23 protein-coding genes and 3 pseudogenes are annotated in these 26,523 nt (G+C 59.5%); 14 read left to right on the forward strand and 12 right to left on the reverse strand.

Annotated features, from left to right (window positions below):
* Window positions 1–11 precede the first annotated feature (11 nt).
* The 5 genes from RXV86_RS01995 to sucC all read right to left on the reverse strand — a co-directional run bounded on the left by RXV86_RS01995 (window position 12) and on the right by sucC (window position 6,843).
* The gene (locus RXV86_RS01995) at window positions 12–2,981 is read right to left on the reverse strand and encodes a 2-oxoglutarate dehydrogenase E1 component (RefSeq protein ID WP_316297121.1); all 2,970 of its coding nucleotides are present in this window, start codon (window positions 2,979–2,981) and stop codon (window positions 12–14) included.
* A complete protein-coding gene (locus RXV86_RS02000) occupies window positions 2,978–3,481 on the reverse strand; it encodes a DUF805 domain-containing protein (RefSeq protein ID WP_316297122.1) in 504 nt (167 codons plus the stop codon). The genes RXV86_RS01995 and RXV86_RS02000 overlap by 4 nt, the downstream gene beginning before the upstream one ends.
* Window positions 3,482–3,602: 121 nt before the next feature.
* On the reverse strand, window positions 3,603–4,484 hold the full coding sequence (gene sucD / locus RXV86_RS02005) for a succinate--CoA ligase subunit alpha (protein WP_316297123.1): 882 nt from the start codon (window positions 4,482–4,484) through the stop codon (window positions 3,603–3,605).
* 9 nt (window positions 4,485–4,493) lie between these two features.
* Complete coding sequence (locus tag RXV86_RS02010) at window positions 4,494–5,558, reverse strand: hypothetical protein (protein ID WP_316297124.1); 1,065 nt, start codon at window positions 5,556–5,558, stop codon at window positions 4,494–4,496.
* Between the two features lie 91 nt (window positions 5,559–5,649).
* Window positions 5,650–6,843, reverse strand: a complete 1,194-nt coding sequence (sucC, locus tag RXV86_RS02015; RefSeq protein ID WP_316297125.1) for an ADP-forming succinate--CoA ligase subunit beta — start codon at window positions 6,841–6,843, stop codon at window positions 5,650–5,652.
* Window positions 6,844–7,113: 270 nt separating this feature from the next.
* On the opposite strand from sucC, the gene RXV86_RS02020 reads away from it, so the two are divergent.
* On the forward strand, window positions 7,114–7,725 hold the full coding sequence (locus RXV86_RS02020; protein WP_316297126.1) for a sulfotransferase family 2 domain-containing protein: 612 nt from the start codon (window positions 7,114–7,116) through the stop codon (window positions 7,723–7,725).
* Between the two features lie 51 nt (window positions 7,726–7,776).
* Here RXV86_RS02020 and mdh read toward each other — a convergent pair whose 3' ends face one another.
* Window positions 7,777–8,739: a malate dehydrogenase gene (gene mdh, locus RXV86_RS02025; RefSeq protein WP_316297127.1), complete on the reverse strand. Its 963-nt coding sequence runs from the start codon at window positions 8,737–8,739 to the stop codon at window positions 7,777–7,779.
* Window positions 8,740–8,903: 164 nt separating this feature from the next.
* Between mdh and RXV86_RS02030 the strand changes: the two genes are divergently transcribed.
* Window positions 8,904–9,659 (forward strand): sulfite exporter TauE/SafE family protein, encoded by a 756-nt coding sequence (locus tag RXV86_RS02030; protein WP_316298414.1) that lies wholly within the window; start codon window positions 8,904–8,906, stop codon window positions 9,657–9,659.
* A 103-nt stretch (window positions 9,660–9,762) separates the two neighbouring features.
* Here RXV86_RS02030 and RXV86_RS02035 read toward each other — a convergent pair.
* Window positions 9,763–10,040, reverse strand: a pseudogene (locus RXV86_RS02035) (hypothetical protein).
* 316 nt (window positions 10,041–10,356) lie between these two features.
* On the opposite strand from RXV86_RS02035, the gene RXV86_RS02040 reads away from it, so the two are divergent.
* The 11 genes from RXV86_RS02040 (at window position 10,357) to RXV86_RS02090 (ending at window position 21,535) form a co-directional block, all read left to right on the forward strand.
* Window positions 10,357–11,202 (forward strand): CoA ester lyase, encoded by an 846-nt coding sequence (locus RXV86_RS02040; protein ID WP_316297128.1) that lies wholly within the window; start codon window positions 10,357–10,359, stop codon window positions 11,200–11,202.
* A gap of 42 nt (window positions 11,203–11,244) precedes the next feature.
* On the forward strand, window positions 11,245–11,790 hold the full coding sequence (locus RXV86_RS02045) for an NnrU family protein (RefSeq protein WP_316297129.1): 546 nt from the start codon (window positions 11,245–11,247) through the stop codon (window positions 11,788–11,790).
* A 27-nt stretch (window positions 11,791–11,817) separates the two neighbouring features.
* Window positions 11,818–12,849 (forward strand): MaoC family dehydratase, encoded by a 1,032-nt coding sequence (locus tag RXV86_RS02050; RefSeq protein WP_316297130.1) that lies wholly within the window; start codon window positions 11,818–11,820, stop codon window positions 12,847–12,849.
* Between the two features lie 345 nt (window positions 12,850–13,194).
* Complete coding sequence (gene sdhC, locus RXV86_RS02055; protein WP_316297131.1) at window positions 13,195–13,578, forward strand: succinate dehydrogenase, cytochrome b556 subunit; 384 nt, start codon at window positions 13,195–13,197, stop codon at window positions 13,576–13,578.
* Between the two features lie 11 nt (window positions 13,579–13,589).
* The gene (gene sdhD / locus RXV86_RS02060) at window positions 13,590–13,961 is read left to right on the forward strand and encodes a succinate dehydrogenase, hydrophobic membrane anchor protein (protein ID WP_316297132.1); all 372 of its coding nucleotides are present in this window, start codon (window positions 13,590–13,592) and stop codon (window positions 13,959–13,961) included.
* A 10-nt stretch (window positions 13,962–13,971) separates the two neighbouring features.
* Window positions 13,972–15,777, forward strand: coding sequence for a succinate dehydrogenase flavoprotein subunit (gene sdhA / locus RXV86_RS02065; protein WP_316297133.1), 1,806 nt, complete (start codon window positions 13,972–13,974; stop codon window positions 15,775–15,777).
* Window positions 15,777–16,097: a succinate dehydrogenase gene (locus RXV86_RS02070; protein ID WP_316297134.1), complete on the forward strand. Its 321-nt coding sequence runs from the start codon at window positions 15,777–15,779 to the stop codon at window positions 16,095–16,097. The genes sdhA and RXV86_RS02070 overlap by 1 nt, the downstream gene beginning before the upstream one ends.
* Before the next feature lie 16 nt (window positions 16,098–16,113).
* Window positions 16,114–16,893, forward strand: coding sequence for a succinate dehydrogenase iron-sulfur subunit (locus RXV86_RS02075; RefSeq protein ID WP_316297135.1), 780 nt, complete (start codon window positions 16,114–16,116; stop codon window positions 16,891–16,893).
* A 175-nt stretch (window positions 16,894–17,068) separates the two neighbouring features.
* The gene (locus tag RXV86_RS02080) at window positions 17,069–18,289 is read left to right on the forward strand and encodes a pyridoxal phosphate-dependent aminotransferase (RefSeq protein ID WP_316297136.1); all 1,221 of its coding nucleotides are present in this window, start codon (window positions 17,069–17,071) and stop codon (window positions 18,287–18,289) included.
* 31 nt (window positions 18,290–18,320) lie between these two features.
* Entirely contained in the window at window positions 18,321–20,504 is a 2,184-nt protein-coding gene (locus RXV86_RS02085) for a thiamine pyrophosphate-dependent enzyme (RefSeq protein WP_316297137.1), read from the forward strand.
* Window positions 20,501–21,535, forward strand: coding sequence for an ACP S-malonyltransferase (locus RXV86_RS02090; protein ID WP_316297138.1), 1,035 nt, complete (start codon window positions 20,501–20,503; stop codon window positions 21,533–21,535). The genes RXV86_RS02085 and RXV86_RS02090 overlap by 4 nt, the downstream gene beginning before the upstream one ends.
* 4 nt (window positions 21,536–21,539) lie before the next feature.
* On the opposite strand, the gene RXV86_RS02095 is transcribed toward RXV86_RS02090, so the two are convergent.
* From RXV86_RS02095 to RXV86_RS02105, 3 genes are read right to left on the reverse strand one after another with little or no spacing between them, the layout of a single operon-like run.
* Window positions 21,540–22,430 (reverse strand): LysR substrate-binding domain-containing protein, encoded by an 891-nt coding sequence (locus RXV86_RS02095; RefSeq protein ID WP_316297139.1) that lies wholly within the window; start codon window positions 22,428–22,430, stop codon window positions 21,540–21,542.
* A 43-nt stretch (window positions 22,431–22,473) separates the two neighbouring features.
* Window positions 22,474–23,499 carry an L-threonine 3-dehydrogenase gene (gene tdh, locus RXV86_RS02100; protein WP_316298415.1) on the reverse strand — a complete coding sequence of 342 codons (1,026 nt, stop codon included), beginning with the start codon at window positions 23,497–23,499 and terminating at the stop codon, window positions 22,474–22,476.
* A gap of 8 nt (window positions 23,500–23,507) precedes the next feature.
* The gene (locus tag RXV86_RS02105; protein WP_316297140.1) at window positions 23,508–24,698 is read right to left on the reverse strand and encodes a glycine C-acetyltransferase; all 1,191 of its coding nucleotides are present in this window, start codon (window positions 24,696–24,698) and stop codon (window positions 23,508–23,510) included.
* A 93-nt stretch (window positions 24,699–24,791) separates the two neighbouring features.
* On the opposite strand from RXV86_RS02105, the pseudogene RXV86_RS02110 reads away from it, so the two are divergent.
* Window positions 24,792–24,938 (forward strand): annotated as a pseudogene (locus RXV86_RS02110) (IS3 family transposase); the annotation flags it as partial.
* Window positions 24,939–25,020: 82 nt separating this feature from the next.
* Here the strand turns inward: RXV86_RS02110 and RXV86_RS02115 are convergent.
* Window positions 25,021–25,998, reverse strand: a pseudogene (locus tag RXV86_RS02115) (2-dehydropantoate 2-reductase).
* A gap of 17 nt (window positions 25,999–26,015) precedes the next feature.
* Complete coding sequence (locus tag RXV86_RS02120) at window positions 26,016–26,345, reverse strand: hypothetical protein (RefSeq protein ID WP_316297141.1); 330 nt, start codon at window positions 26,343–26,345, stop codon at window positions 26,016–26,018.
* Window positions 26,346–26,523: the final 178 nt, after the last annotated feature.

Here is a 26,523-nt window from a genome sequence, read left to right on the forward strand (position 1 = left end):
TCGTGGTTTCCTTACTTGATGGTCAGCGCGTCGTTCACGAGCGCTTCTTGTTGTGCTTTGTGCTGAGCGGCGAGGCCGGTTGCAGGCGAGGCCGAGGCCGGGCGACCGGCATAAGTCGGCCGCGTGTGCTTGGCCTTGATGCGTTGCAGCACCCATTCGATATTGGGTTCGATGAAGTTCCAGGCGCCCTGGTTCTTGGGTTCTTCCTGACACCAGACCATTTCGGCCTGCTTGAACCGTTCCAGTTCCTTGACCGCCGAGATCGCGGGGAAGGGATAGAACTGTTCAAAGCGCATCAGGTAGACATCGTCGATACCACGTGCGTCGCGCTCTTCCAGCAGGTCGTAATAGACTTTGCCGGAACACATCACGACGCGCTTGATGTCCTTGTCCTTCTTCAGTTTGGTGTCGGAGTTGCCTTTCTGGGCATCATCCCAGAGCACCCGGTGGAAGCTGGAACCGGTGGTGAAATCCTCGGTCTTCGAGATCGCCATCTTGTGGCGCAGAAGCGATTTCGGCGTCATCAGGACAAGCGGTTTGCGGAAAGACCGGTGCAGCTGCCGGCGCAAGATGTGGAAGTAGTTCGCTGGCGTGGTGCAGTTGGCAACGATCCAGTTGTCACCGCCGCACATCTGCAGGAAGCGTTCGAGGCGGGCCGAGCTGTGTTCCGGACCCTGGCCTTCGAAACCGTGCGGCAGAAGGACGACCAGACCGCTCATCCGCAGCCATTTCGCCTCGCCGGACGAGATGAACTGGTCGAACATGATCTGGGCTCCGTTGGCGAAGTCACCGAACTGGGCCTCCCACAGGGTCAGCGCATTCGGTTCGGCAAGGCTGTAGCCATATTCGAAGCCCAGGACCGCATATTCGCTGAGCATCGAGTCGATGACCTCGTATTGGGCCTGACCCTCGCGGATGTTGTTGAGCGGGTAGTATCGCTCTTCGGTGTCCTGGTCGATGAAGCCCGAGTGGCGCTGCGAGAAGGTGCCGCGGGTGGCGTCCTGCCCCGCAAGACGGACCGGGTAACCTTCGGTCATCAGGGAGCCGAAGGCCAGTGCTTCGCCGGTCGCCCAGTCAAAACCGGTCCCGTTGTCGAACATCGCCTGTTTGGTGTCGAGCAGGCGTTGCACGGTGCGGTGCAGCGGGAAACCTTCGGGCGCGCGGGTCAGGGCTTTGCCGACCTCTTCCATGGTTTCCGGCTTGATGGCGGTCTCGCCGCGCTGGTAGTCCTGATTGTTGCGGTCGAGGTGCGACCAGCGCCCGTCAAGCCAGTCGGCCTTGTTGGGTTTGTAGTCCTTGCCGGCCTCGAATTCGTCGTTGAGATAGGCTTGGAAGGCGGCCTTCATGTCCTCGATCTCGCCCTCGGGGATGAGACCGTCCTGAACAAGACGCTCGGTATAGAGCGACAGCGTGGTCTTGTGCTTCTTGATCCGCTTGTACATCAACGGGTTGGTGAACATCGGTTCGTCGCCTTCGTTGTGACCGAACCGGCGATAGCAGAACATGTCGATGACCACGTCGCGCCCGAATTTCTGGCGGAACTCGGTGGCAACCTTGGCGGCATGCACCACCGCCTCGGGATCGTCGCCGTTGACGTGGAAGATCGGCGCTTCGACCATGAGCGCAATGTCCGTGGGATAGGGCGACGAGCGCGAGAAGTGCGGCGCAGTGGTAAAGCCGATTTGGTTGTTCACAACCACGTGGATCGTGCCGCCGGTCTTGTGCCCCTTGAGCCCCGAGAGACCGAAACACTCGGCCACGACTCCCTGACCGGCGAAGGCCGCATCTCCGTGCAGCAACACCGGGATCACACTGGTGCGTTCGTCATCCTTGAACTGGTCCTGCTTGGCGCGGACCTTGCCGATGACCACCGGGTTCACGGCTTCGAGGTGGCTTGGGTTGGCGGTCAAAGACAGGTGCACCGAGTTGCCGTCGAATTCGCGATCCGAAGAGGCCCCAAGGTGGTATTTCACATCGCCCGAACCATCGACGTCTTCGGGTTTGAAGCTGCCGCCCTGGAATTCGTTGAAGATCGCGCGGTAGGGTTTGGCCATCACGTTGGCCAGCACCGACAGGCGGCCACGGTGGGGCATGCCGATGACGATTTCCTTGGCGCCAAGGCTGCCGCCGCGCTTGATGATCTGTTCCATGGCGGGGATCAGCGCCTCGCCACCATCAAGGCCGAACCGCTTGGTGCCCATGTATTTGACGTGCAGGAACTTCTCAAAGCCTTCGGCCTCGACCAGCTTGTTGAGGATCGCCTTGCGGCCCTCGCGGGTGAACTGGATTTCCTTGCCGTAGCCTTCGATTCGTTCTTTCAGCCACCCGGCTTGCTCAGGGTCTGAGATATGCATGTATTGCAGGGCGAAAGTGCCGCAATAGGTGCGCTTCACGATGTCGATGATCTGCCGCATGGTGGCGAAATCGAGGCCCAGAACCTTGTCGATAAATATCGGACGGTCCATGTCGGCATCCGAGAAGCCGTAGGAAATCGGGTCAAGCTCGGGATGAGCCTTGCCGGCGTTGTGCATGCCCAGCGGGTCGAGATCGGCGGCCAAGTGACCCCGGATACGATAGGCACGGATAATCATCAGAGCGCGAATGCTGTCCAGCACCGCCACGCGGATGGCGTCCTCGGAGGGTTTTGCGCCGGTCTCTTCGGCCTTGGCGCGGATCTTCTTCTCGACCGCCTTAGCATCTTTTTCGGGCGGCGGCGGAGCGGGCCATTCGCCGGTGAGCGCGTGAGTCAGTTCGTCGCTTGGCATCGGCGGCCAGTCGCTGCGCGCCCAGGAGGGCCCTGCGGCCTCGGCCTTCACGTCCGGTTCCTGATCGCCCATCTGGGCAAAGAAGGCCTGCCACGCTTCGTCGACCGCGTTCGGGTCATTGGCATAGCGCGCATACATCTGCTCCAGATACTCGGCATTGTGGCCTTGCATGAAGGAGGATGCGTGGAATTCACTGTTGTTGGATTGTTCGGTCATGGGTTCACCTCATGTGGGTTAGGACCGTATTTGTTGGGGCCGGGTTGGGAAGGTTTGAGGAAAAAGATGTTGAGCAATAGCCAACCGATGAAAAGTGCGATGACCGCCGCAGGCTGACCAATGAGGCCAACCAAAAGCATGTAGTCACCGCCTTGTTCAGAGAAGATTGCGGTGAACGTCATGAAAACAAAAAGAGATGCGACAAACGCGAAGGAGATAACAAGCAACCGGGGTACAGAAAGGTCACCCAAATCGAGGTTTCGTCTTACTCCTGCGGACGAGAAAACGTACAGCAGCCCAGCGTATGCGAACAACAAAACCACAGGGCCAAGTTTGCCGCTAGCCGCGAAGAAGAGATTCGGCCCCCAGAAGTAGGCATAGGTCGTAAAGAATCCGATTAGCAACACAGCACTGAAGCCATAATACTCACGACGAGAAGCCCGTCTAGAAAAGGCACACGTGTTTCGAACTTGATCGAAAAATTTGGGACTGGAAACCATCACAGAACTCCCGCCCGGACGACAGGCCGGGCAGCGCCCGACCCGCCCCATGGGCGGGCGCTTCGCACCCACCCCGGGCCGGGCGCTGCCCTAAGTTCGTATGTCCGGCGTTGCGCCATGTTTAACCAATCGCTTCCATAACAGCCTGGCCCAGATCGGCGGGGCTATCGGCCACAACGATCCCTGCGGCGCGCATGGCTTCGATCTTGTCTTCGGCACCACCTTTGCCACCAGCGACAATCGCGCCCGCGTGGCCCATGCGGCGGCCCGGAGGGGCGGTGCGACCGGCGATGAAGCCTGCAGTGGGCTTCCAGCGGCCCTTCTTTTTCTCGTCGATCAGGAATTGCGCGGCTTCTTCTTCGGCCGAACCACCGATTTCGCCAATCATGATGATCGACTGGGTTTCGTCATCGGCCAGGAACCATTCCAGCACGTCGATATGCTCGGTCCCTTTGATCGGATCGCCACCGATGCCGACAGCCGTGGACTGACCCAGACCCAGATCGGTGGTTTGCTTCACCGCCTCGTAGGTCAATGTGCCCGAGCGGCTGAGAACGCCAACCGAACCGCGCTTGTGGATGTGGCCCGGCATGATGCCGATCTTGCAGGCGTCGGGCGTGATCACACCGGGGCAGTTCGGGCCGACAAGAACGCTGTCGCTGTCCATCAGCGCTCGCTTGACCTTCATCATGTCGAGAACCGGGATGCCCTCGGTGATGCAGACGATCACTTCCATCTCGGCGTCGATCGCTTCGAGGATCGAGTCGGCGGCGAAAGGCGGAGGGACGTAGATCACCGAGGCATTGGCCTCGGTCACGTGCTTGGCCTCGTGTACCGAATTGAAGACCGGCAGGTCGAGATGGGTCATGCCACCCTTGCCTGGCGTCACGCCGCCGACCATCTTGGTGCCGTAGGCGATGGCCTGTTCGGAGTGGAATGTACCCTGAGAGCCGGTGAGGCCCTGACAGATGACTTTGGTGTTTTCGTCGATGAGGACTGCCATGTCGCTTCCCTAGTTTGGTTTTCGTTCGGCACCCGGGAGCCCCGGGGCGTGGAGAGGTTGCAGATTTTGCGCTTGGGTCTTGCCGCCGGGGGTTTTTCCGGGGGGAGTGGCCACGTCGCGCATGTCGAAAAGAGTTTCCCGGTCAGGGAACAGCCATTGCCGCAGTTGTTCGTTGCTGTCGGCGCATTGCGCGAGCACTTGGTCGCGTTGGGCCGGGGTAAGGCTGAGTCCGCGGCCCTGGTTGAGATAGGCATACACGAAACGCCGCGCAGCCCGCGTCATCCTTGCGTGACGGTCCGAACCGCGCTTGGAAACGCTGGTCGCCAGCCCGTTGAGCCGCCGCAGCACCCGCGAAGCCCGAAGCGACAGAGCCTCGTTCATGCGTTCAGGGCGCTTGAGATCGGTTGGGTCGATTCCTGCCACGGCACAGAAATCATCGACCACGTCATGACCCTTCATTACATCACGTTCGAACAGGCGGACCTCGACACGGTCCCGCCCAAGCACATCGACGAGATTGCGGATGTCATGATGATAATCCGGTGCTCCCCTTTTGGTCAGGAACGCCTCAAAGCTGTGTGACATGGCGTTGCGCAGCGTTTCCGAATACATGCTGGCCAGCCATTTGTCCTGACGACGGATATAGAGGACATATGTCACGTCGTCGAAATGCCGCAACATCAGGTCGTGCAAGGCTCTCATCGTGGCCTCAGGCCGCAGGTGGACCCAAATCTGCTCGCTGCTGATAACGAAACTGTCGCATCCCGGGGTACTGGCCTGCTCTGCCAGCCAGTCGTCGAAGCCTTCAACCATCCGGTCGAGTTCCTCGAGCGTGTGAAAGCGATGATGTCGGGCTGCCACCTGGTCTTTGAGCAGGCGCCGCGTTTTGCTCAAGGCATAGCGCATGTATTCGGGCTGTGCCCGGCCGAACGTCCCGGCTTTGAGATAGCGGGTGTAAAGGATGCCCTGGTCGATCAACTGTTGTCGGTTGACATTGAGAAACCGCTGGATCGACGTGGTGCCGGTCTTGGCTGTGCCTATGTGAACCACCGCCTTCATGTCTGCCAATTCCATGCATCACGGCATACGGGCTTCGTCCGGCAGGGCAAGATTGCCCGGCCGAAGTCAGCCCGAAAGCCGTTCACGTTATCGGCAAACGCGATTGTCACCCTTTGACCGCCTTGACGATCTTCTCGGCGCCATCCTTGAGGTCGTCGGCGGCGATCACGTCAACATCGCTGTTGTTGATGATGGCTTTGCCTTCTTCCACATTGGTGCCTTCGAGGCGGACAACCAGCGGAACCTGAAGTCCGACCTCTTTCACCGCGGCAACAACGCCCTCGGCGATCACGTCACAACGCATGATGCCGCCGAAGATGTTCACCAGGATGCCTTTGACCTGCGGGTCGCTGGTGATGATCTTGAACGCCTCGGTGACTTTCTCCTTGGTAGCACCACCGCCGACGTCGAGGAAGTTGGCGGGTTCGCTGCCGTAAAGCTTGATGATGTCCATCGTCGCCATGGCAAGGCCCGCACCGTTCACCATGCAGCCGATCTCACCATCCAGAGCGATGTAGTTGAGGTCGTATTTCGACGCTTCCAGTTCCTTTGGGTCTTCCTCGGTCACGTCGCGCAGTTCGGCCACATCGGGGTGGCGATGCACGGCGTTGCCGTCAAAGCTGACTTTGGCGTCCAGCACCTTGATGTTGCCCTTGTCGGTGATGATCAGCGGGTTGATTTCTAGCATCTCCATGTCCTTCTCGATGAAGGCTTTGTACAGCTGACCCATCAGTTGGACGCACTGCTTGACCTGCCCGCCGGTCAGACCCAGCGAAAAGGCGATGCGACGGCCGTGGAACGGCATGTATCCGGTGGCTGGATCGACGCTGAAGCTGAGGATCTTTTCCGGGGTTTCGGCGGCGACTTCTTCGATGTCCATGCCGCCCTCGGTCGAGCAGACGTAAGAGACGCGGCTGGTCTGGCGGTCCACCAGAAGGGCGAGGTAAAGCTCGCGCTCGATGCCCGAGCCGTCTTCGATATAGATGCGGTTGACCTGTTTGCCGGCCGGGCCGGTTTGGTGGGTCACAAGCGTGCGGCCCAGCATGCGCTTGGCTTCCAGTTCGGCTTCTTCCACCGACTTGGCCAGGCGTACACCGCCTTTTTCACCGGCGTCGGCCTCTTTGAAGGTGCCCTTGCCACGGCCACCGGCGTGAATTTGCGACTTTACCACCCAAAGGGGACCGTCCAGTTCGCCGGCGGCGGTTTTGGCGTCTTCGGCGCGGGTCACGACGCGGCCATCGGAAACCGGGGCCCCATAAGAGCGAAGAAGTGCCTTCGCCTGGTATTCGTGGATGTTCATCAGGCATACCTCAGGATTGCTGCGTTTGCAGCATTACTGTCATATGGTTTCTGTATCGCTAAGCAAAATTCCCCGAAAAACGGTAATTCTCGCGAATTATCCGTATTTGTGATCACGGGTAGAAAAAGCGTGATCACAAAACCCAATCCGCGACAGCCCGCCGCAGGTGGAAGGGGAATCGCCAACACCGGAAATTGGCGACCGAGTCTGAAGCTGGACTTCACCGTGGTCCTCATGCAAGCCTTTCCACGCAAACCGGAGACCCGCCCAATGCCCCTTGCCAGACTTGGCCAGACGCTTGTGTTTTTCGCCCATATACCGAAAACCGGCGGTACCAGCATCGAGACCTACCTTCGCTCCAAGGGGCAGGTGACGATGCACAGCGGGGTTGATTTGGAATGGCTGCCCTGTTCGCCTCAGCACATGCATGTCGAGCTGCATGGGGCACTATTGGAGCCCGGCTTTTGCGATTACACTTTCGCGGTTTTGCGCGACCCAGTGGAGCGGATGAAAAGCGAGTATCGTCATCGCTCCAAGCGTGCCAGCGACCGGGGAAAACATGTGGCCAGCTTTGACGAGTGGGCGCCGCGGGTTCTGAAACTGAGCCGCAACCAGCCCTATCTTTACGACAACCACCTGCGTCCGCAGACAGAATTTGTCACACCGGACATGCGGTTGTTCCGGCTCGAGGGTGGTCTCGACCCGGTCTATGACTGGATTGACACGTTGGGTGGCAACCCGGTGGTGCCGTCGCGGGACTGGAAGCGCAATCTCAGTCATGGCCAAGTCGAGGTGGCGCCCGAGACCGAGACGTTCATCCGGGGCTTCTATGCGATGGATTATGCGCTATTGGCAGACATTTCCGATACTGCCGGGGCATGAAAAAAGGGCGCCCGCGATGGGGCGCCCTTGAATTGCAGGTCGATTGAAGGATCAGGCCAGCGAGCCGTCGATTTCCTGGCAGGCTTTGACCAGACCCTTGACCGCGTCGACCGATTTGTCGAATTGGACGCGCTCGTCCTTGTTGAGCTTGATGTCGATGACTTTCTCGACACCGGCCGCGCCGATCACGGTCGGCACACCAACATAGAGACCATTCAGGCCGTATTCACCGTCACAATGGGCGGCGCAGGGCAGAACGCGTTTCTGGTCTTTCAGGTAGGCCTCGGCCATTTCGATGGCGCTGGTGGCAGGCGCGTAGTAGGCCGATCCGGTTTTTAGCAGTCCAACGATTTCGGCGCCGCCGTCACGGGTGCGCTGCTCGATGGCGTCCATCTTGTCCTGGCTGGTCCAGCCCATGTCGACGAGGTCGGGCAGTGGGATGCCACCGACGGTCGAGTAACGCGCCAGCGGCACCATGGTGTCGCCGTGGCCACCCAGAACGAAGGCGGTGACGTCGCGCATTGAAACGCCGAATTCTTCCGACAGGAAATGGCGATAACGGGCGCTGTCGAGAACGCCGGCCATGCCGCAGACCTTGGCGTGGGGCAGGCCGCTGAACTCACGCAGGGCCCAGACCATCGCGTCAAGCGGGTTGGTGATGCAGATGACGAAAGCGTCGGGGGCGTTGGCGGCAATGCCTTCGCCCACGGATTTCATGACCTTGAGGTTGATGCCGAGAAGGTCATCGCGGCTCATGCCGGGTTTGCGCGGCACACCCGCGGTGACGATGCAGACGTCGGCGCCTACGATGTCGGCATAGTCCTGGGTGCCCTTGAGCGAGGCGTCGAACCCTTCCGAGGGGCCGGATTCCGCAATGTCCAGTGCTTTGCCTTCGGGGATGCCTTCGGCAATGTCGAAGAGGACGATGTCGCCCAGCTCTTTCATTGCTGCCATATGGGCAAGGGTGCCGCCGATCATGCCTGCGCCGATAAGGGCGATTTTGGGTCTGGCCATGGGATCTTTCTCCGCTAGGGTTATTTTGTCGCGCACGGGGTTAGGCGTTTTAAGGCGCGGGCGCAAGGGCGCTGCAACGCAGCGTGGCGAGTTTGCGGGGCTATCGCAGCATGTCCTTTAGCGCTAAACCGGTTGTGAAACCGTTACTTAAGGACATCCGATCCGTGCCGTCGCTTGATCTCAGCTTTTTTGCGCTGGCCATCCCTGCCGTGGTCTTTGCCGGGGTGTCGAAGGGTGGTTTCGGTTCTGGTGCGGCTTTTGCTTCGGGCGCGATTCTGGCTCTGATCATGGAACCGGCAGCGGCCATCGGGCTGATGCTGCCGCTCTTGATGCTGATCGACCTGGCGACGCTGCGGCCGTTCTGGCGGAAATGGAACAGTGGCGAGGCGTGGTTGCTGATTGCCGGGTCGGTGCCGGGGATATTGCTTGGTGCACTGTTCTTTCGCGCGGCCAATGCTGATCACCTCCGGTTATTGATCGGTGGGATCGCGCTTTTGTTCGTGATCTGGCAGATCCTTGGGCGGGCAGGTCTGATCAAGCTCGCCCGGCATCCGTTTTCACGGGTGGGTGGGGCGATTGCCGGGGTCGTGGTTGGTTTCACCAGCTTTGTCGCCCATGCCGGCGGCCCGGCGGCGGCGGTCTACTTGTTGTCGAAGCCCCGTTCCAAGACCGAGTTCCAAGCGACGTCGGTTCTGGTTTTCTGGGTTAACAACCTGCTCAAGGCGGTTCCTTATGGCTGGCTGGGCATGTTCACGCTCGACACGCTTCACGCCGGGCTGTGGCTCGCGCCCTTCGCACTCTTGGGCACATGGCTGGGCGTGCGCGCCCATTTCGCCATCTCCGAACGGGCGTTTTTCGCGCTGACCTACGTGTTGCTGACTGTAACGGGATTGAAGTTGGTTTGGGATGGGCTCACGTAGTTGCGCCTGTCGCGCACTAGCAAGTTTTTTCATCCAACCACAAAGTCCTGGGGCGTGTTCGGGGTTGGCCCCTCACGCCATCGGTTTACCGCCTGCTCTTGGGTCAGGCGTCATTGCCCTTCGTCGGCAGCGCTTCGGCCAGGGTTTCGAAAGCCTGACCCGAAGCCACAAGGCAGGTCATCCCGTTGGGCATGGTCACGGTAATCGTCCAACTGCCACTTTCGTTGCTGGCAAAGGTTTCGACCACCGCATTGTTAGCGCCCAACCCGATCGATTGACGGGTTTCACCATATTTTCGGCCAGGCGGGTCACCACAACTTCGCGGGGTGCGCAATTGCTGCCTTGCGCGGTTGCAGCGGAAGGGCCCCCCGCAGAGGCCATCACACTCGTCAGCAGGGCGGCTTTCATCATCATTTTCATTGCATCAACCTTTCGTTGCGCTCGGCCATTGACAGTCACGCCCGGGTTCTCCGGCGACGATGGCCTTCTCAATCCGCGCTCAAAGCCGATGCATTTCCTGCGGCCATCCTGGGACTTTGACGCGTGTTGAAAAGGGTGGGGGACAGGTCTGAACACGGGGTTAATTTGGCGTGCGATGCCTCAAATGCGCATTTGATTCTGCGATGCAGCACGTTTTGCCTTGAACATTTACGGTCAAAAATGCTCTATCCGCGCAACATAATTACCGGAGAATCCCATGGACACCCCACGCCCTTACCGTTCCGTTCTCTATATCCCTGGCTCGAAAGAGCGGGCTTTGGAGAAAGCCCGTACCCTGCCGGTGGACGCGATCATCTTCGATCTCGAGGACGCTGTGACGCCTGATGCTAAGGTTGAAGCCCGCTCCACGTTGGCGGCCGCTCTGACAGAAGGCGGATATGGTGAGCGTGCGAAAATCGTTCGCATCAATGCGCTTGATACCGAATGGGGTATTGAGGATGCAAAGGCTGTAGCCAAGATGGAAGCCGATGCGGTGCTGCTGCCCAAGGTAAACAATGCGCTCGACGTGCAGGCGCTAGCCGACATCGTGGGCGACATGCCGATCTGGGCGATGATGGAAAGCTGCCATGGCATCTGGAACGCGATGGAAATCGCCGCCCATCCGCAGGTAAAAGGTTTTGTCGCTGGCACCAACGATCTGGCCAAGGAGTTGAACTGCCGCACCCGGGCCGACCGTCTGCCAATGATGACTTCGCTGCAAACGATGCTTTTGGCCGCCCGCGCCCACGGAGTTGTGGCGGTTGATGGCGTTTACAACCAATTCAAGGATGACGAAGGCCTCAAGGCGGAATGCGAACAGGGTCGTGATCTGGGCTTTGACGGCAAGACCCTGATCCACCCGGCGCAGGTCGACGTGACCAACGCGGCGTTTTCACCGTCCGAGGCCGAGATTGATCTGGCCCGCCGCCAGATCGAAGCCTTCGAAGCGGTCGAAGCCTCGGGGCAGGGGGTGGCCGTGGTCGATGGCAAGATCGTCGAGAACCTGCACGTGGAGACCGCCAAAAAAATCCTTGCCATGGCCAGCGCGATCGCGTCGCTGTAGTGTGCGCTTTAGCACACCGCCCCCACAATAGAGGTAGTACCCATGACCCTTCTCATCCTCGGCGTCCTGCTCTGGTTTGCAGCGCACCTGTTCAAACGCATTGCCCCCGGTATCCGTGAGCCGATGGGCGAGAAGGGTAAGGGGCCGGTTGCACTGGCGATCCTGACCTCGATCGTGCTGATGGTGATTGGGTATCGCATGGCAGATGGTCCGGTTTACTGGGGCCGCACGCCGATTCTGGCGGGGATCAACAACCTTTTGGTTCTGTTCTCGATTTACCTCTTCGCGGCCGATGGCATGAAGACTCGCGCCAAGGGTTGGTTTCGTAATCCGCAGCTCAGCGCCTTTACGATTTGGGCCGTTGCGCACCTGATCCCTAATGGCGACACGGAAAGCTTCGTCCTGTTCGGGGGGCTTACGGTCTGGGCCTTGATCAGCATGATCCTCCTCAACCGCGCCAACCCGCGCCCTGCACCGCCGCCCCCTGCGCCCATGGGCAAGGAAATTGGCGCCCTTGTCGGGGCCATCGGGGTCTATGGTGTCGTCGCCCTCATTCACAGCTGGCTGGGGTACAACCCGTTCGGCTGAAACAACATCTAAATGGAGTTCCAAAACATGGCCAAAACCAATCCGGGCCGGTTTTTTGAAGACTACACGCTGGGCCAAGTGATCGAACACGCGGTTCCGCGCACCGTGGGCGAGGGCGAACGTGCGCTCTATCACGCGCTCTACCCGGCACGTCATGCGCTTTACTCGTCGGACATGTTTGCCGCCGACAGTGGGCTCGATGGCAGCCCAATTGACGATCTGGCGGCGTTCCACGTGGTGTTTGGCAAGACGGTGCCGGATATTTCGTTGAATGCGGTCGCGAACCTTGGTTATGCCGAGGGCCGCTGGCTGAAGCCGGTCTACCCGGGTGACACACTGCGGTCCGTGAGCGAAGTTATTGGCCTGAAACAGAATTCCAATGGCAAATCCGGCGTAGTTTACGTCCGCACCCGCGGCCTCAACCAGATGGATGAGGTGGTGATGGAATATGTGCGCTGGGTCATGGTGCGCAAATCCAACCTTGATGCGCCTGCGCCGGAAACGACCATTCCCGAATTGAAGAAAACCCTGGCGGTCGATGATCTGAGCATCCCCGACGGGTTGGACTTCTCGAATTACGATTTCGTTCAGGCAGGTGAGCCGCATCGCTGGGGCGACTACGAGGCCGGCGAGGTGATCGACCATGTCGACGGCGTCACCATTGAGGAAGCTGAGCACATGATTGCCACGCGGCTGTGGCAGAACACCGCCAAAGTGCATTTCGATGCTACGTTCCGCCCCGACGGCCAGCGGCTGATCTATGGCGGCCATGTGATCTCGATGGCCCGCGCGCTCAGCTTCAATGGACTGGCCAATGCGCAGATGATCGTGGGGCTGAATGGTGGCGCCCATGCTAACCCGTGTTTCTCGGGTTTGACCGTGAAGGCATGGTCCGAGGTGCTGGACAAGGCCGAGACATCGGCCCCCGGTGTCGGCGCCATTCGCTTACGTTTGGTCGCGACTTCGGATGGGTCTGTGGGCGAACTGAAGGGTGAAGACGGAAAGTTTCTGCCGGGTGTCCTGTTGGATCTGGACTATTGGGCGTTGATGCCGACTTAAGGTATCGTTTTGTGATCACATAGCGGTGCATTGCGGGTAAGCTGCCTAACGATGGCTTGTTGCATCGCTGTGGCGGGCGATCGCCACGCGTAAGAGGGTACCTGTGCAAGCCGGTTTTCTTAGCTGCAGGCGTTGCATTTTGAAGCGTTTTAGATCGCGATTTCCATATATGTGATCACCGTTATCGCTACCGTGATCACAAATTACCAGAAAGACGAAAAATCTCGGAAAAAATCGTGCTGCAACTGCGAAGAGCACGTGACTCTTGTGGCAAAACCGTTATCAAAGGCGAAAGGGATTGCGCCTAGATAGGGCGCCTACCAATGATGAAAGGGAGAGATGCCCATGGCCCCCCAAAAACCGGTCGAGCGTCCGCTCAGCCCCCATATCCAGATTTACCGCCCGCAGATCACCTCGATCACTTCGATTCTGACCCGGATTACCGGCAACGCCATGATCGTGGCGGTGGCCATGATCGTCTGGTGGCTATTGGCTGCGTCCACGTCGGAGGCCTATTTCGCCACGGCCAACGCTTTCGTGACCTCTTGGTTCGGAAACCTGGTGCTGAGCCTGAGTGTGCTGGGCATCTGGTTTCACTACCTTGCCGGGCTGCGGCATCTCTATTTTGATGCAGGCCACGGGCTTGATATCGAAATGGCCGAGAAGCTGGGCATTGCCTGCATAGCCGGCTCGGTTGTCCTGACCATCATCACCCTTCTGATCGTGTAAGGAGAGAGACCATGCGTTACCTTACCGCCCGCAAACGCGCCGAAGGCAAAGGCGCCTCACATACCGGCACCGAACATCACTGGTACATGACCGTGTCTGCTGTTGGCCTGGCCTTCCTGATTCCGGCGTTCATCATTGTCGTCGGTCGCGCCATTGGCCAGGGGCACGAGGCTGTTCTTGCCACGTTTGCTCGGCCATTTCCGGCCATCCTGACCGGCTTGACGATTTTGGTCGGCATGCAGCACTTCCAGAAAGGTGCAACGATGATGATCGAGGACTACGCCCAGGGATCCACCCGCAAGGCGTTGATCATGCTGGTCATCGTGCTGAGCTGGACCATCACCGCCACCGGCCTTTTCGCGCTGGCCAAGATCGCACTCTGAGGAAAGACCCATGGCTGCATACGAATACGAAACACATGATTATGACGTGGTGGTTGTCGGCGCCGGTGGCGCGGGCCTGCGCGCCACGCTGGGTATGGCCGAACAGGGCCTGCGCACTGCCTGTGTGACAAAGGTGTTCCCGACCCGCTCGCATACGGTTGCGGCGCAGGGTGGTATTGCCGCATCGCTTTCCAACATGGGCCCGGACCACTGGCAGTGGCACATGTATGACACCGTCAAGGGGTCGGACTGGCTGGGCGATACGGATGCGATGGAATACCTTGCCCGTGAAGCGCCCAAGGCGGTTTACGAGCTGGAGCACTATGGTGTGCCATTCTCGCGCACCGAAGCGGGCAAGATTTACCAACGTCCGTTCGGCGGCCACACAACCGAATTCGGCGAAGGCCCTGCCGTGCAGCGGACCTGTGCTGCTGCCGACCGGACCGGCCACGCCATCCTGCACACGCTGTATGGTCAAAGCCTCAAGAACAACGCCGAATTCTATATCGAGTACTTCGCCGTTGACCTGATCATGTCCGAGGATGGTGTTTGTCAGGGTGTGGTCTGCTGGAAGCTTGATGACGGCACAATGCATGTCTTCAACGCCAAGACTGTTGTTCTGGCCACAGGCGGCTATGGACGCGCTTATTTCTCGTGCACGTCGGCCCATACCTGCACCGGCGACGGTGGTGGCATGGTGGCGCGTGCCGGCCTCGCGCTGGAAGACATGGAGTTTGTGCAGTTCCACCCGACTGGCATCTACGGTTCTGGCTGCCTGATCACCGAAGGCGCACGCGGCGAGGGTGGTTATCTGACGAACTCGGAAGGTGAACGGTTCATGGAGCGCTATGCGCCCCAGTACAAGGACCTTGCACCGCGCGACTATGTCAGCCGCTCTATGACCATGGAAATCCGCGAAGGCCGCGGCGTAGGCAAGGACGGTGATCACATTCATCTGAACCTGTCGCATCTTCCGGCCGAGGCGCTGGCCGAACGTCTGCCGGGCATTTCGGAAAGCGCCAAGATATTTGCCGGTGTCGACGTCACCAAGGAGCCGATCCCGGTTTTGCCGACCGTGCACTATAACATGGGCGGTATCCCGACCAACTATTGGGGCGAAGTCATCAACCCGACCAAGAAAGACCCCAACGCGATCGTTCCAGGCCTGATGGCAGTGGGCGAGGCGGGGTGCGCATCCGTTCACGGGGCGAACCGGCTCGGCTCGAACTCGCTGATTGACCTTGTGGTGTTTGGCCGCGCTGCTGCAATTCGCGCCGGACAGGTGGTTGATGCCGATGCGCCTGCCGCTGCTTACAACCAAGTCAGCGTTGACAAGGCGTTCGACCGGTTCGACGGGTTGCGCCACGCGCAAGGAGAAATCGCCACCGCCGACCTGCGGCTGGAGATGCAAAAAGCCATGCAATCGGACGCTGCCGTGTTCCGCACGTCGAAAACCCTGGCCGAGGGCGTCGAGAAGATGACCGCCATTGCCGTCAAGATGGACGACCTGAAGGTGACCGATACCTCGCTGGTATGGAACAGCGACCTGATGGAAACGTTGGAACTCACGAACCTGATGCCCAACGCCATGGCGACCATCGTCGGGGCCGAGGCGCGCAAGGAAAGCCGCGGCGCCCATGCGCACGAGGACTATACCGAGCGTGACGACAAGAAATGGCGCGTCCACACCATCGCCCATGTTGATGGCGCCGATGTGACCCTTTCCTATCGCGATGTGGTAAAGGACCCGCTGTCGACGGAAGAAGAGGGCGGTATCAGCCTCAAGAAGATCGCCCCTAAGGCACGGACGTTCTGATGCGCGCCCTTCTCGCCCTGATCGTATTGGCGGCTTTGCCCGCCTGCGAGGCGGCCCAGCAGGCCGCCGACGATCTGGCGCGGGACCGGGCCAAGACGGCCGTCAACGGCGTGGTTGCGGAGAGATTCCCCGGTTTCGATGCCAGCCCGGTCACCAATTGCGTGATCGAAGCGGCCTCGGCCCAGGAAATTCTGCAAATCGCAGGCAGCGCCGCTGCCGGGGCCAATGGCGAAGTCACCGAAATGGTGCTGCAGATCGCCAAACGCCCTGCCGCCACTCAATGTATTGCTCAGGCCAGCATCGTGCTGGCGCTCAGTTGATCGGAGGACCTGACTAATGGTTCAACTCACCCTCCCCAAGAACTCGAAGATGGTCACCGGCAAGACATGGCCGAAACCGTCCGGGTCCAATGTTCGCAAGTTCCAGATTTATCGCTGGAACCCCGACGATGGTCAGAACCCGCGGGTTGATACCTATTTCGTCGACATGGACGATTGCGGCCCGATGATCCTGGATGCGCTGATCCACATCAAGGACAAGATCGACGCGACGCTGACCTTCCGCCGGTCCTGCCGCGAAGGCATCTGCGGCTCCTGTGCGATGAACATTGACGGCATCAACACGCTGGCCTGTATCTATGGGATGGACGAGGTCAAGGGCGACACGGTCAAGATATACCCGCTGCCGCATATGCCGGTGGTCAAGGACCTGATCCCTGATCTGACCCATTTCTACGCCCAGCATGCCTCGATCATGCCGTGGCTGGAAACCAAGACCAACCGCCCGCAGAAAGAGTGGAAGCAGTCGATTGAAGACCGCAAGAAACTCGATGGCCTGTATGAATGCGTGATGTGTGCGTCGTGCTCGACCTCGTGCCCGTCTTATTGGTGGAACAGCGACCGGTATCTTGGCCCGGCGGCTCTGTTGCATGCTTATCGCTGGATCATCGATTCGCGGGATGAAGCAACGGGTGAGCGGCTGGACGATCTGGAAGATCCGTTCAAGCTTTATCGCTGTCATACCATCATGAACTGCGCCAAGACCTGTCCCAAGGGTTTGAACCCGGCCAAGGCAATTGCCGAGATCAAGCGGATGCAGCTCAACCGGGTCGTCTGACACCAGGATTGATCTTTTTTTTAGGGGTGTTGCCCTTTTCGGAGTCTCTCTGAAAAGGGCAGCCCCCTTTTTCTTTTTTGGGCGAGGGTGGATGAATCGTGACGAAATGGACCTGGTTTATTCCAGTTTAGGAGCTTTTATTCATGAGTAAACCGGGTAGCCTTTGATCAATCGCATGTTCGGAGTTGGGCAGATGCAGCAGGACATTCAAGGTTTTCACCCCTCGGACCGGGCAGCCTCGCTCAGCCTGTCTGAAATCGTCCAGATATCGGAGGCCGCAGCCCGGCTGCGCGCAGAAGGCAAGCCGGTTCTCAGCTTTGGCACCGGAGAGCCGGATTTCCCAACGCCACCCCATGTGATCGAGGCGGCCCACAAGGCGGCGCTCGACGGCAAGACGACCTATCCGGCTACGCAAGGGGTAGGGGAGCTACGCAATGCCATTGCCACGCGGGCCGGTTTCACGTGCGACCCGACCCAGGTGATCGTGTCGACCGGGGCCAAGCAGGTGCTGTCGAACGCCTTTCTGGCCAGCCTGAACCCGGGTGACGAGGTGATCGTCGCAGCGCCCTATTGGACCAGCTACCGCGACATTATTGAGTTCTGTCAGGGCAGGGTGGTTCCGGTTGCCTGTCCAATGGAAACCGGTTTCCTGCTGACGCCTGAGGCGCTGGAAGCAGCCATTACGGACAAGACCCGGTGGCTGCTCCTGAATACACCGGGCAACCCATCAGGGGCGATGTATTCCGAGGCCCAACTTGGGGCGTTGGCGGATGTGCTGCGGCGGCACCCCCATGTCTGGGTGATCGCTGACGAGATTTACCAGCATATCGCCTATCAACCCTTCACCAGCTTTGTGAATGCCGCGCCTGATCTGGCCGCGCGGGTGCTGATCGTGAATGGCGTGTCCAAGGCCCACGCCATGACCGGGTGGCGGCTGGGCTGGGGCATCGGGCCTGCTGACCTGATCCGAACCATGGTCGCGGTGCAGGGGCAGTCAACTTCGGGCGCGTGTTCGATCTCGCAGGCGGCGGCGCTGGCGGCGGTGACAGGCCCGCAAGATCACCTTGCCTCTCGAAATTCCGAGTTTCGCAGGCGCCGTGACTTTGTCGTCAAAGCTCTCAGCGACACACCCGGCCTTGACTGCCCAACGCCTCAGGGCGCGTTCTACGTCTACCCCTCTTGTCGAGGCGTGTTCGGTAAACGCCGACCTGATGGCAGGATGATCGAGGATGACGCGGCGTTCTGCGAATTCCTTTTGACCGAGGCGAACGTGGCGTTGGTGCCCGGCCGCGCTTTTGGTCTGGCGGGGCATTTCCGCCTGTCCTATGCCTATGCGATGGGCGAGTTACAGGAAGGGCTGGCCCGGATTGCGCGGGCTGTTAATACTCTGACCTGACGAGCGCAGGTGACCGATCAAGGAGACCCCGATGGATCGCGCGGATATTGTTGATGAGGCGTTTCGCAGGAAAGTTGCGGACGGGGATTTGCCCGGTGGTAAGCCTGCCTCTGGCCCGCTTGCCGCGCATGAGGCGGTCGAGATTTTCCGTGCGCAATGCCTGAGCCGAAACCTGGATCGCCGATCGCGTAAGATGCAGGCAGAGGGGCAGGGGTTTTACACCATCGGCTCGTCCGGGCACGAGGGGATGGCGGCGGTCGCAGCTGCCTTGCGTGCCGATGACATGGCGTTTCTGCATTACCGGGATGGGGCATTTCAGACCATGCGTGCAACCCAGCTACCGGGTATGACCCCAGCTTGGGATATGCTTTTGTCCTTTGCCACATCGCGCGAAGACCCGATGTCGGGTGGGCGGCACAAGGTGTTGGGTTCCAAGGCGTTGGCGATTCCACCGCAAACCTCAACCATTGCCAGCCACCTGCCTAAAGCGGTGGGCGCGGCCTATTCCGTGGGGCTGGCAAAGCGTCACCGACCCGAGCACCAAGTTATGGCCGATGATGGAATTGTCATGTGTTCCTTTGGCGATGCATCGTCTAACCATTCGACCGCGCAGGGGGCGATCAACACCGCCTGCTGGACCGCGTTCCAGTCGGTGCCGATGCCGTTGCTGTTTGTCTGCGAGGACAATGGCATCGGCATCTCGACCCGTACGCCGAAAGGGTGGGTTGCGGCGAATTACGCTGAAAAGCCGGGGTTAAAATACTTCCATGCCAACGGATTGGACATCTATGATACCTACCGCGTGGCACAGGAGGCCACCGACTATGTCCGGGAACGCCGTAAGCCCGCCTTCCTGCACCTGTCGCTGGTGCGGCTTTACGGGCATGCGGGGTCGGACCTGCAACAGGCCTATCTGAAGAAAGGCATTTTCGAGGGCTGGGAGGCGGATGATCCACTTTTGCATTCCGCGCGATTGTTGATCGACGGCGGGGTTCTGAGCGCCGACGACGTTCTGGCGATTTATCATGGCTGCGAGGATCAATGTTCGCGCGTGGCCGAAGAGGTGATCACCAGGCCACGTTTGAAAACCGCGGAGGAGGTTATGGCTTCGCTGATCCCGCCAGCGCGAGAGTGTGCGCCCAGCAACGGCCCCTCGGCCGAGGCTCGTGAGGCCACCTTTGGAAGTGATTTCAAACAGTTGGAGACGCCACAACCGATGTCTCGGTTGCTGAATTGGGCGCTGACTGATCTGATGCTGGAACATGGTGAAATCGTCATGATGGGCGAGGATGTTGGCACCAAGGGAGGGGTCTATGGTGTCACGCAGAAACTAGTCGACAGGTTCGGAGCGGACCGGATGATTGACACGCTTCTAGACGAGCAATCCATCCTTGGGTTGGCTATCGGCATGGCGCACAACGGTTTTGTTCCGATCCCGGAAATTCAGTTCCTGGCATATTTGCACAATGCCGAGGACCAGCTCAGGGGCGAGGCAGCGACCCTGCCGTTCTTCTCGAACGGACAGTTTACCAACCCAATGGTCCTGCGGATTGCGGGTCTCGGCTATCAAAAAGGTTTCGGCGGACATTTCCATAATGACAATTCATTGGCCGTGCTACGCGATATTCCCGGCGTGATCATTGCTTGTCCCAGCCGGGGCGATGACGGGGCAATGATGATGCGCGAATGCGTGCGGCTGGCGCGCGAGGAAAACCGCGTCGTGGTCGTGGTCGAACCGATTGCGCTTTACCCGATGCGCGACCTGATGGACGACAAGGATGGCGGCTGGATGCGCACCTATCCGTCGCCGGATCAGCGGATCGGTCTGGGTGAGGTAGGGGTTGAGGGCGACGGCCCGCTGGCGATCCTGACCTATGGCAATGGGCGCTATCTTTCGACACAGGCTGCAGCTGATCTGACAGCGGAAGGTATCGATACGCGGATCATCGACATGCGTTGGCTGGCACCGCTGCCGGTGGACGGGATCGTTGGCGCGTTGAAAGGGGCAAAGAAGGTTCTGATCGTTGATGAATGCCGCAGCACCGGCAGCCAGTCCGAGGCGCTGATGGCGATGCTGCAGGAACAGACCATCCTGCCGCATGCCCGCATCGCCGCCGAGGACAGTTTTATCGCCACTGGCCCGGCCTATGCAGCCACCATGCCGTCGCGTGGCAGTATCGTCGAGGCGGCCCGCAATCTGTGGAGCGCCAAATGAAACGGACCGCTGTTGTCGTTGCGCCCGGGCGCGGTACCTATAACCGGGACGGGCTGGGCTATTTCGCGCGCCATCATGCCGACAAATCGGGCCTGATGGTGCAGTTCGACGATTTCCGTCGCGAGGCCGGGCAGGAACCGCTGTCGGCGCTTGACGGCGCCGAGCGGTTTTCCGGGGCCAAATTTACAAGGGGCGACAATGCCTCCGGTCTGATCTATGCCTGTGCCTATGGGGACTTCCTGTCCATCAACCGGGATCGTTACGACATCCTGGCGGTGACTGGCAACTCGATGGGCTGGTATATTGCGCTTGCCTGCGCCGGGGCTCTGGATGCGATGGGTGGTCTCAACGTGGTCAACACCATGGGCAGGCTGATGCATCAGAACATGATCGGCGGGCAGCTTATCTATCCTTTCGCTGATGAAAACTGGGTGCCCATTCCAGGGCGGCGGGCCGAGGTTGAGGCCAAATTGGCCGAGATCAACGCCCGTGCGAACCATGTTCTGGACCTGTCGATTGATTTGGGCGGAATGCTGGTGCTGGCAGGTAATGAAGAGGGGCTGAGCGCTTTCGAGACTGAAATGCCGATGGTTCAGTCGCGCTATCCGATGCGTCTGCCGGGCCACGCGGGGTTCCACACTGCATTGCAGGCCCCCGTGGCCGATGCTGGACAAGCCCGACTAGGCCCCGATTTGTTCAATGGCCCTATCATTCCTTTGATCGACGGGCGTGGTGGTATTTGGCGACCGAAATCGAGCAACCCCAATGCCTTGCGGGAGTATACTCTTGGTCATCAGGTAACACGGGCCTATGATTTCACTGCCGCCATCCGCGTGGCCGCGCGCGAATTCATGCCAGACGTCTTCATCGTGCTTGGCCCCGGCACAACCCTTGGCGGGGCTTGCGCGCAAAGCCTGCTTTTGGCGTCCTGGCGGGGCATGGTGGATAAGGCCAGCTTCAAAGCGGAGCAGGACAACATACCGCGACTGTTTTCGATGGGGATGCCCGAGCAGCGCGCGCTGGTGGTCTAGGCCGTTATTGCCGGGCCGATTGCTTTCGAACCCAAGTTTCAAAGGCTACTATAGGGGGCGAGGCCGGACCCGCCTGGCGAACGAGATAGTAGCTTTTTCCGGTCGTCATCTCGGTGTCGTCCAAGCGGACAAGTTCGCCGCTGGACAGCTCCCTTGCGACCATCTGCACCGGCACGATTGCGGCCCCCAACGAGGCAATGGCGGCAGAAATCACCATCGAATGCTGATCGAAATACCGCCCTTCGAGCGGTGAGGTCTTGTGGATTCCGGCTTTCTCGATCCAGTCGGACCAAGCTCTAGGACGGCTGGTCAGGTGCAGCAAGGGCGCCTGCGAGAGATTGCCCGGATCATTCTCCATCCCATGGGCATAACGGAACTCGGGTGAGCAGACCGGCACGACTTTTTCGCCGAAAAGATGCAGCATCTGCGTTCCAGGCCAGTTTTCGCGGCCATAGTGAAACGCGAGGTCAACCGGTTCGTGGTCGAAATCGAACGGCACTAACCGAGTGGAGAAGGACAGCTCGATCTCGGGATGGCGGGCAAAGAAATCTGGCAGGCGCGGGATCAGCCAGAGATTGGCGAATGTCGGCAGAATACCGATTGAAAGTGCGGTTTTCCGCGCCCCGGCGGCCACCGCCTCTTGCACCGTTTTGCGCAGGCCGTTCAGGTCTGATGCAAGCCGGTCGGCGAAGTTCCGCCCCGCGGCGGTCAGAACCACACCCCGACCAACACGCAGGAAAAGGTCGAAGCCGAGGTCGGTTTCCAGCTCTCTGATCTTCTTGCTGATGGCACTTTGGGTCATGCCCAGTTCTTCTGCCGCTGCCGTGAAGCTTTCGTGGCGTGCGGCGGTTTCGAAACAGCGCAATTGCATCAGCTTGGGAAGACGAGCCGACATTTTTTCTCTCCATCATCCGGTCGCTCCTGACCTACGCTTGTCTCTAGGTCCAGTCCATTACCACCTTGCCTGCATCACCGGAGAGCATGGCGGCAAACCCGCTTTCGAAGTCGTCGATGGAGATGCGGTGGGTGATCAGGTCGGTCAGATCGAGCCCGGATTGCACCAGGGCAATCATCTTGTACCAGGTCTCAAACATTTCGCGACCATAGATGCCTTTGACCGTCAACATCTTGAAGATTATCTCGTTCCAGTCGACGGCGAACGCGGTTGGAGCGATACCCAGAAGCGCGATCTTGCCGCCATTGTTCATGCGCGAGATCATCTGGCGCATGGCGGCAGAGGCACCGGACATCTCCAATCCGACGTCGAAGCCCTCGGTCATGCCGATGTCGTCCATAACGTCGCGCAGCGTGTCTTGGGACACGTCCACCACGTGCTGCACTCCCATTCTGCGCGCCAGCTCAAGCCGGTAGGGTGCAATATCGGTGATCACCACCTTGCGTGCGCCCACCCGTTGCGCGACCAACGCGCCCATAATGCCGATGGGTCCGGCACCGGTGACCAAGACGTCTTCGCCCACCAGGTCAAAGCTAAGGGCGGTGTGAACCGCGTTGCCAAACGGGTCGAAGATGGCGGCGATTTCATCGGGGATGTCATCAGGGATCGGGACAACGTTGTTTTCCGGGATGCATAAGTATTCGGCAAAGGCCCCGGGCCGGTTGACGCCCACCCCTTGGGTGTTGCGGCACAGATGCCCCCGGCCTGCCCGACAATTGCGGCAGATGCCGCAGACGATATGGCCTTCACCCGAGACCCGGTGCCCGATGTTGAACTTGGTGGCTGCCTTGCCGCAATCGACGATCTCGCCGCAGAACTCGTGGCCGACAACCATGGGAACCGGCACAGTTTTGGCCGACCATTCGTCCCATTTCCAGATATGGACATCGGTACCGCAGATTGCCGATTTTCGAACCTTGATCAGCACCTCGTCCGGGCCTGGTTCCGGCACCGGAACGTATTCCATCCAGAGCCCTTCCTCGGGCTTTGCTTTCACCAGCGCTTTCATTTCGTTGCTCATGTCACGATCTCCATGTCGCGACCGACCTCGATGAAGGCGTCGATAGCGCGGTCAAGTTCATGGTGGCTGTGGGCCGCCGACATTTGGGTACGGATACGGTCCTGTCCGCGCGGCACAACCGGGAAGCTGAAAGGTGCAACATAAACGCCCTTTTTATCCAGTCGCACTGCCATCTCCTGTGCCAGTTTCGGATCGCGCAGCATCACCGGGATGATTGGATGTTCGCCGGGAAGCAGGTCAAACCCTGCCGCCGACATTCGGGCGCGAAAAAGGGTGGCGTTCTCCATCAGCCGGTCGCGGCGTTCAGTGCTGGCCTCGAGCATGTCCAGCACGGCAATCGAGGTCTGGGCAATCACCGGCGCCAGCGTGTTTGAGAACAGGTAGGGCCGCGAGCGTTGGCGCAGCCAATCCACCACCTCGGCGCGCGCGCAGGTATAGCCGCCCGAGGCCCCGCCAAGTGCCTTGCCCAGCGTGCCGGTGACGATGTCCACCCGACCCATGACGTCGCAATGCTCGATAGAACCGCGCCCAGTCTTGCCGACAAAGCCGACGGCGTGGCTGTCATCGACCATCACCATGGCATCGTATTTTTCGGCGAGGTCACAGATATGCGCCAGCTTGGCGATGTAGCCATCCATCGAGAAGACACCATCGGTCGCAATCATCCTGAACCGGGCGCCTTGGGCCGCCTGCAACTGGACCTCGAGATCCGCCATGTCGGAATTGGCGTAGCGGAAGCGTTTTGCCTTGCACAGCCGCACTCCGTCGATGATCGAGGCGTGGTTCAGCGCATCCGAAATGATTGCGTCCTCTTCACCCAGAAGAGTTTCGAACAACCCGGTATTGGCGTCAAAACAGCTAGAATAGAGAATGGTGTCTTCGAAACCGAGGAAGCGGGACAGGCGCGCTTCCAGTTCCTTGTGCTCTTCCTGTGTTCCGCAGATGAACCGTACCGAGGACATGCCGTAGCCATAGCGCGCCAGAGCCGCCCGGCCCGCCTCGATCAGCCCAGGATTACCGGAAAGACCCAGGTAGTTGTTGGCACACAGGTTGATCACCTCGCGACCCGTGTCCAGCGTCACGGTTCCCGCCTGTTTCGAGGCGATGACCCGTTCGCCTTTGTAAAGCCCGGCCTCGCGCAAACCATCCAGTTCGCCACGCAAATACTCAGTGAAGTTTACGGTCATGATTTCTCTCCAAAGGATGGGGTCGTCCATGTTTCTCACACCTTGCGTCCGGAACCCGCCATGCACAAGAGTTTGGGTTCGGCCAAGCCGTGTATGAGCCAGCGCGGAACTTGGCACGACAATGCTGTTGCCGAAAGCTTCTTCCAGCCATTGAAGTGGGAAAGGATCTGGGAGCGTGCATACCCAACGCGCTACGACACAAGGCAGGACGTGTTCGACTACATCGAAATGTTCCGCAACCGGATTTGCATGCGTACGAACGACTGAATGCTGCCACCCATTGACCTAAGAACAAGACAGGCAATGCCTTCAGGATCCGACTTCAGTACAACCCCGCCATTTTTGCGCGCAGCTGAACAAGGGCCAATACTGTGTCGATTGTCGGGGTCTCGGTTTTGGTCAACGACCCCAGTTCCTGCACCGCGGTAACAAGCGCATCGATCTCCATTGGGTGCCCGGCATCGAGGTCTTGCCACATCGAGGTTCGGTGCCCGCCAACGGCGGCTCCGTCATCGATCCGCCGTTCCACGTCAATGGGAAACTTCACCCCGAGCTTTTCGGCGACCTCTTATGCCTCGAGCATCATGCCACGTGCTACGGAGCGGGTGCCCGGATCGGTGCACAACACGTCGAGTGTAGCATGGGTGAGGGCCGAGATCGGGTTGAATGACAGGTTGCCCCACAGCTTAACCCAGATTTCGTCATGGATGCGCGGCCGGACGGGAGCCTTGAGCCCGGCCTTGGCCAGAGTCTGAGGCAGCGTCATGGCTCGATCCGACCGCGACCCGTCTGGTTCGCCCAGCAAAAACCGATTGCCCTCGATTTGCTTGATCACTCCTGGTTCGATCACTTCGCCTGCAGGGTATACGACACAACCCAATACGCGGTCGGGACCAAACCCATTCCACTGCGCGTCGCCTGGGTCAACCGAAGCAAGCCGGGTGCCCGCAAAGGGGCTGTCGTATTTGTGAAAATACCACCAAGGCACGCCGTTCACACCGCTGACAATCGTAGTCTGTTCACCAATCAGCGGTTGCATTTTTTCGACTATGGGCGGTACGGAATGCGCTTTTAGCGTGATGAACACATAATCCTGCTTGCCCAGGTCTTCCGGGTTGTCGGAGGCGTCCACTTCGACTGTGCTGCGTTCTCCCCCTTCCGAAACCAAGGTGAGCCCTTTTTTCTTCATCGCGGCCAGATGAGGACCGCGCGCAACGAGACTGACGTCGGCTCCGGCCTGCACCAGTTTTACCGCAAGGTAGCCGCCAATGGCGCCGGCGCCGAATATACCGATCTTCATTGCAGTATCCTCCGTGTTCAGCTGGTCAGGCCGCGTTTCTCAGCCATTCCAATCCGCTGAATCTTGCCGGTTGCGCCCTTGGGAATCTCATCAAGGATCACCACGGAACGCGGGACCTTGAAATTGGCGAGGTGTTGCGACGTGAAGTCACAAATGGCCCTTTCGTCGAGTTCGGAACCCTCTTTCAAGACCACTGCGGCTGCGATGTCTTCGCCCAGCTTGTCATGGGGCACCGCAAAACAGACGACCTGGGCAATCTCGGCATGGCTTAGCATCACGGCGTCGACTTCTAGCGGGCTGATTTTTTCACCACCACGGTTGATGATCTCTTTCAGGCGCCCGGTCAAGTTGAGATAGCCGTCCTCGTCAAACGCGCATTGGTCGCCGGAGCGAAATCATCTCTTTGCCTCGGCCATGATAAAGCCTGTTTCATTGGCCTTTGGATTGCCCTCGTAGCCCGGGGTCACATTGGGGCCGGAAATCACAATCTCGCCCGTGGCATGTTGATCCTGTAGCTTGTCTTCG

This window comes from Aliisedimentitalea sp. MJ-SS2, from assembly GCF_032586155.1.
Taxonomy (GTDB): Bacteria; Pseudomonadota; Alphaproteobacteria; order Rhodobacterales; family Rhodobacteraceae; genus JAWHTC01.

Coding starts and splice junctions, on each gene's coding strand:
- RXV86_RS01995 (WP_316297121.1), bottom strand. CDS start 2,981: ATGACCGAACAATCCAACAACAGTGAATTCCACGCATCCTCCTTCATG.
- RXV86_RS02000 (WP_316297122.1), bottom strand. CDS start 3,481: ATGGTTTCCAGTCCCAAATTTTTCGATCAAGTTCGAAACACGTGTGCC.
- sucD (WP_316297123.1), bottom strand. CDS start 4,484: ATGGCAGTCCTCATCGACGAAAACACCAAAGTCATCTGTCAGGGCCTC.
- RXV86_RS02010 (WP_316297124.1), bottom strand. CDS start 5,558: ATGGAATTGGCAGACATGAAGGCGGTGGTTCACATAGGCACAGCCAAG.
- sucC (WP_316297125.1), bottom strand. CDS start 6,843: ATGAACATCCACGAATACCAGGCGAAGGCACTTCTTCGCTCTTATGGG.
- RXV86_RS02020 (WP_316297126.1), top strand. CDS start 7,114: ATGCCCCTTGCCAGACTTGGCCAGACGCTTGTGTTTTTCGCCCATATA.
- mdh (WP_316297127.1), bottom strand. CDS start 8,739: ATGGCCAGACCCAAAATCGCCCTTATCGGCGCAGGCATGATCGGCGGC.
- RXV86_RS02040 (WP_316297128.1), top strand. CDS start 10,357: ATGGACACCCCACGCCCTTACCGTTCCGTTCTCTATATCCCTGGCTCG.
- RXV86_RS02045 (WP_316297129.1), top strand. CDS start 11,245: ATGACCCTTCTCATCCTCGGCGTCCTGCTCTGGTTTGCAGCGCACCTG.
- RXV86_RS02050 (WP_316297130.1), top strand. CDS start 11,818: ATGGCCAAAACCAATCCGGGCCGGTTTTTTGAAGACTACACGCTGGGC.
- sdhC (WP_316297131.1), top strand. CDS start 13,195: ATGGCCCCCCAAAAACCGGTCGAGCGTCCGCTCAGCCCCCATATCCAG.
- sdhD (WP_316297132.1), top strand. CDS start 13,590: ATGCGTTACCTTACCGCCCGCAAACGCGCCGAAGGCAAAGGCGCCTCA.
- sdhA (WP_316297133.1), top strand. CDS start 13,972: ATGGCTGCATACGAATACGAAACACATGATTATGACGTGGTGGTTGTC.
- RXV86_RS02070 (WP_316297134.1), top strand. CDS start 15,777: ATGCGCGCCCTTCTCGCCCTGATCGTATTGGCGGCTTTGCCCGCCTGC.
- RXV86_RS02075 (WP_316297135.1), top strand. CDS start 16,114: ATGGTTCAACTCACCCTCCCCAAGAACTCGAAGATGGTCACCGGCAAG.
- RXV86_RS02080 (WP_316297136.1), top strand. CDS start 17,069: ATGTTCGGAGTTGGGCAGATGCAGCAGGACATTCAAGGTTTTCACCCC.
- RXV86_RS02085 (WP_316297137.1), top strand. CDS start 18,321: ATGGATCGCGCGGATATTGTTGATGAGGCGTTTCGCAGGAAAGTTGCG.
- RXV86_RS02090 (WP_316297138.1), top strand. CDS start 20,501: ATGAAACGGACCGCTGTTGTCGTTGCGCCCGGGCGCGGTACCTATAAC.
- RXV86_RS02095 (WP_316297139.1), bottom strand. CDS start 22,430: ATGTCGGCTCGTCTTCCCAAGCTGATGCAATTGCGCTGTTTCGAAACC.
- tdh (WP_316298415.1), bottom strand. CDS start 23,499: ATGAAAGCGCTGGTGAAAGCAAAGCCCGAGGAAGGGCTCTGGATGGAA.
- RXV86_RS02105 (WP_316297140.1), bottom strand. CDS start 24,698: ATGACCGTAAACTTCACTGAGTATTTGCGTGGCGAACTGGATGGTTTG.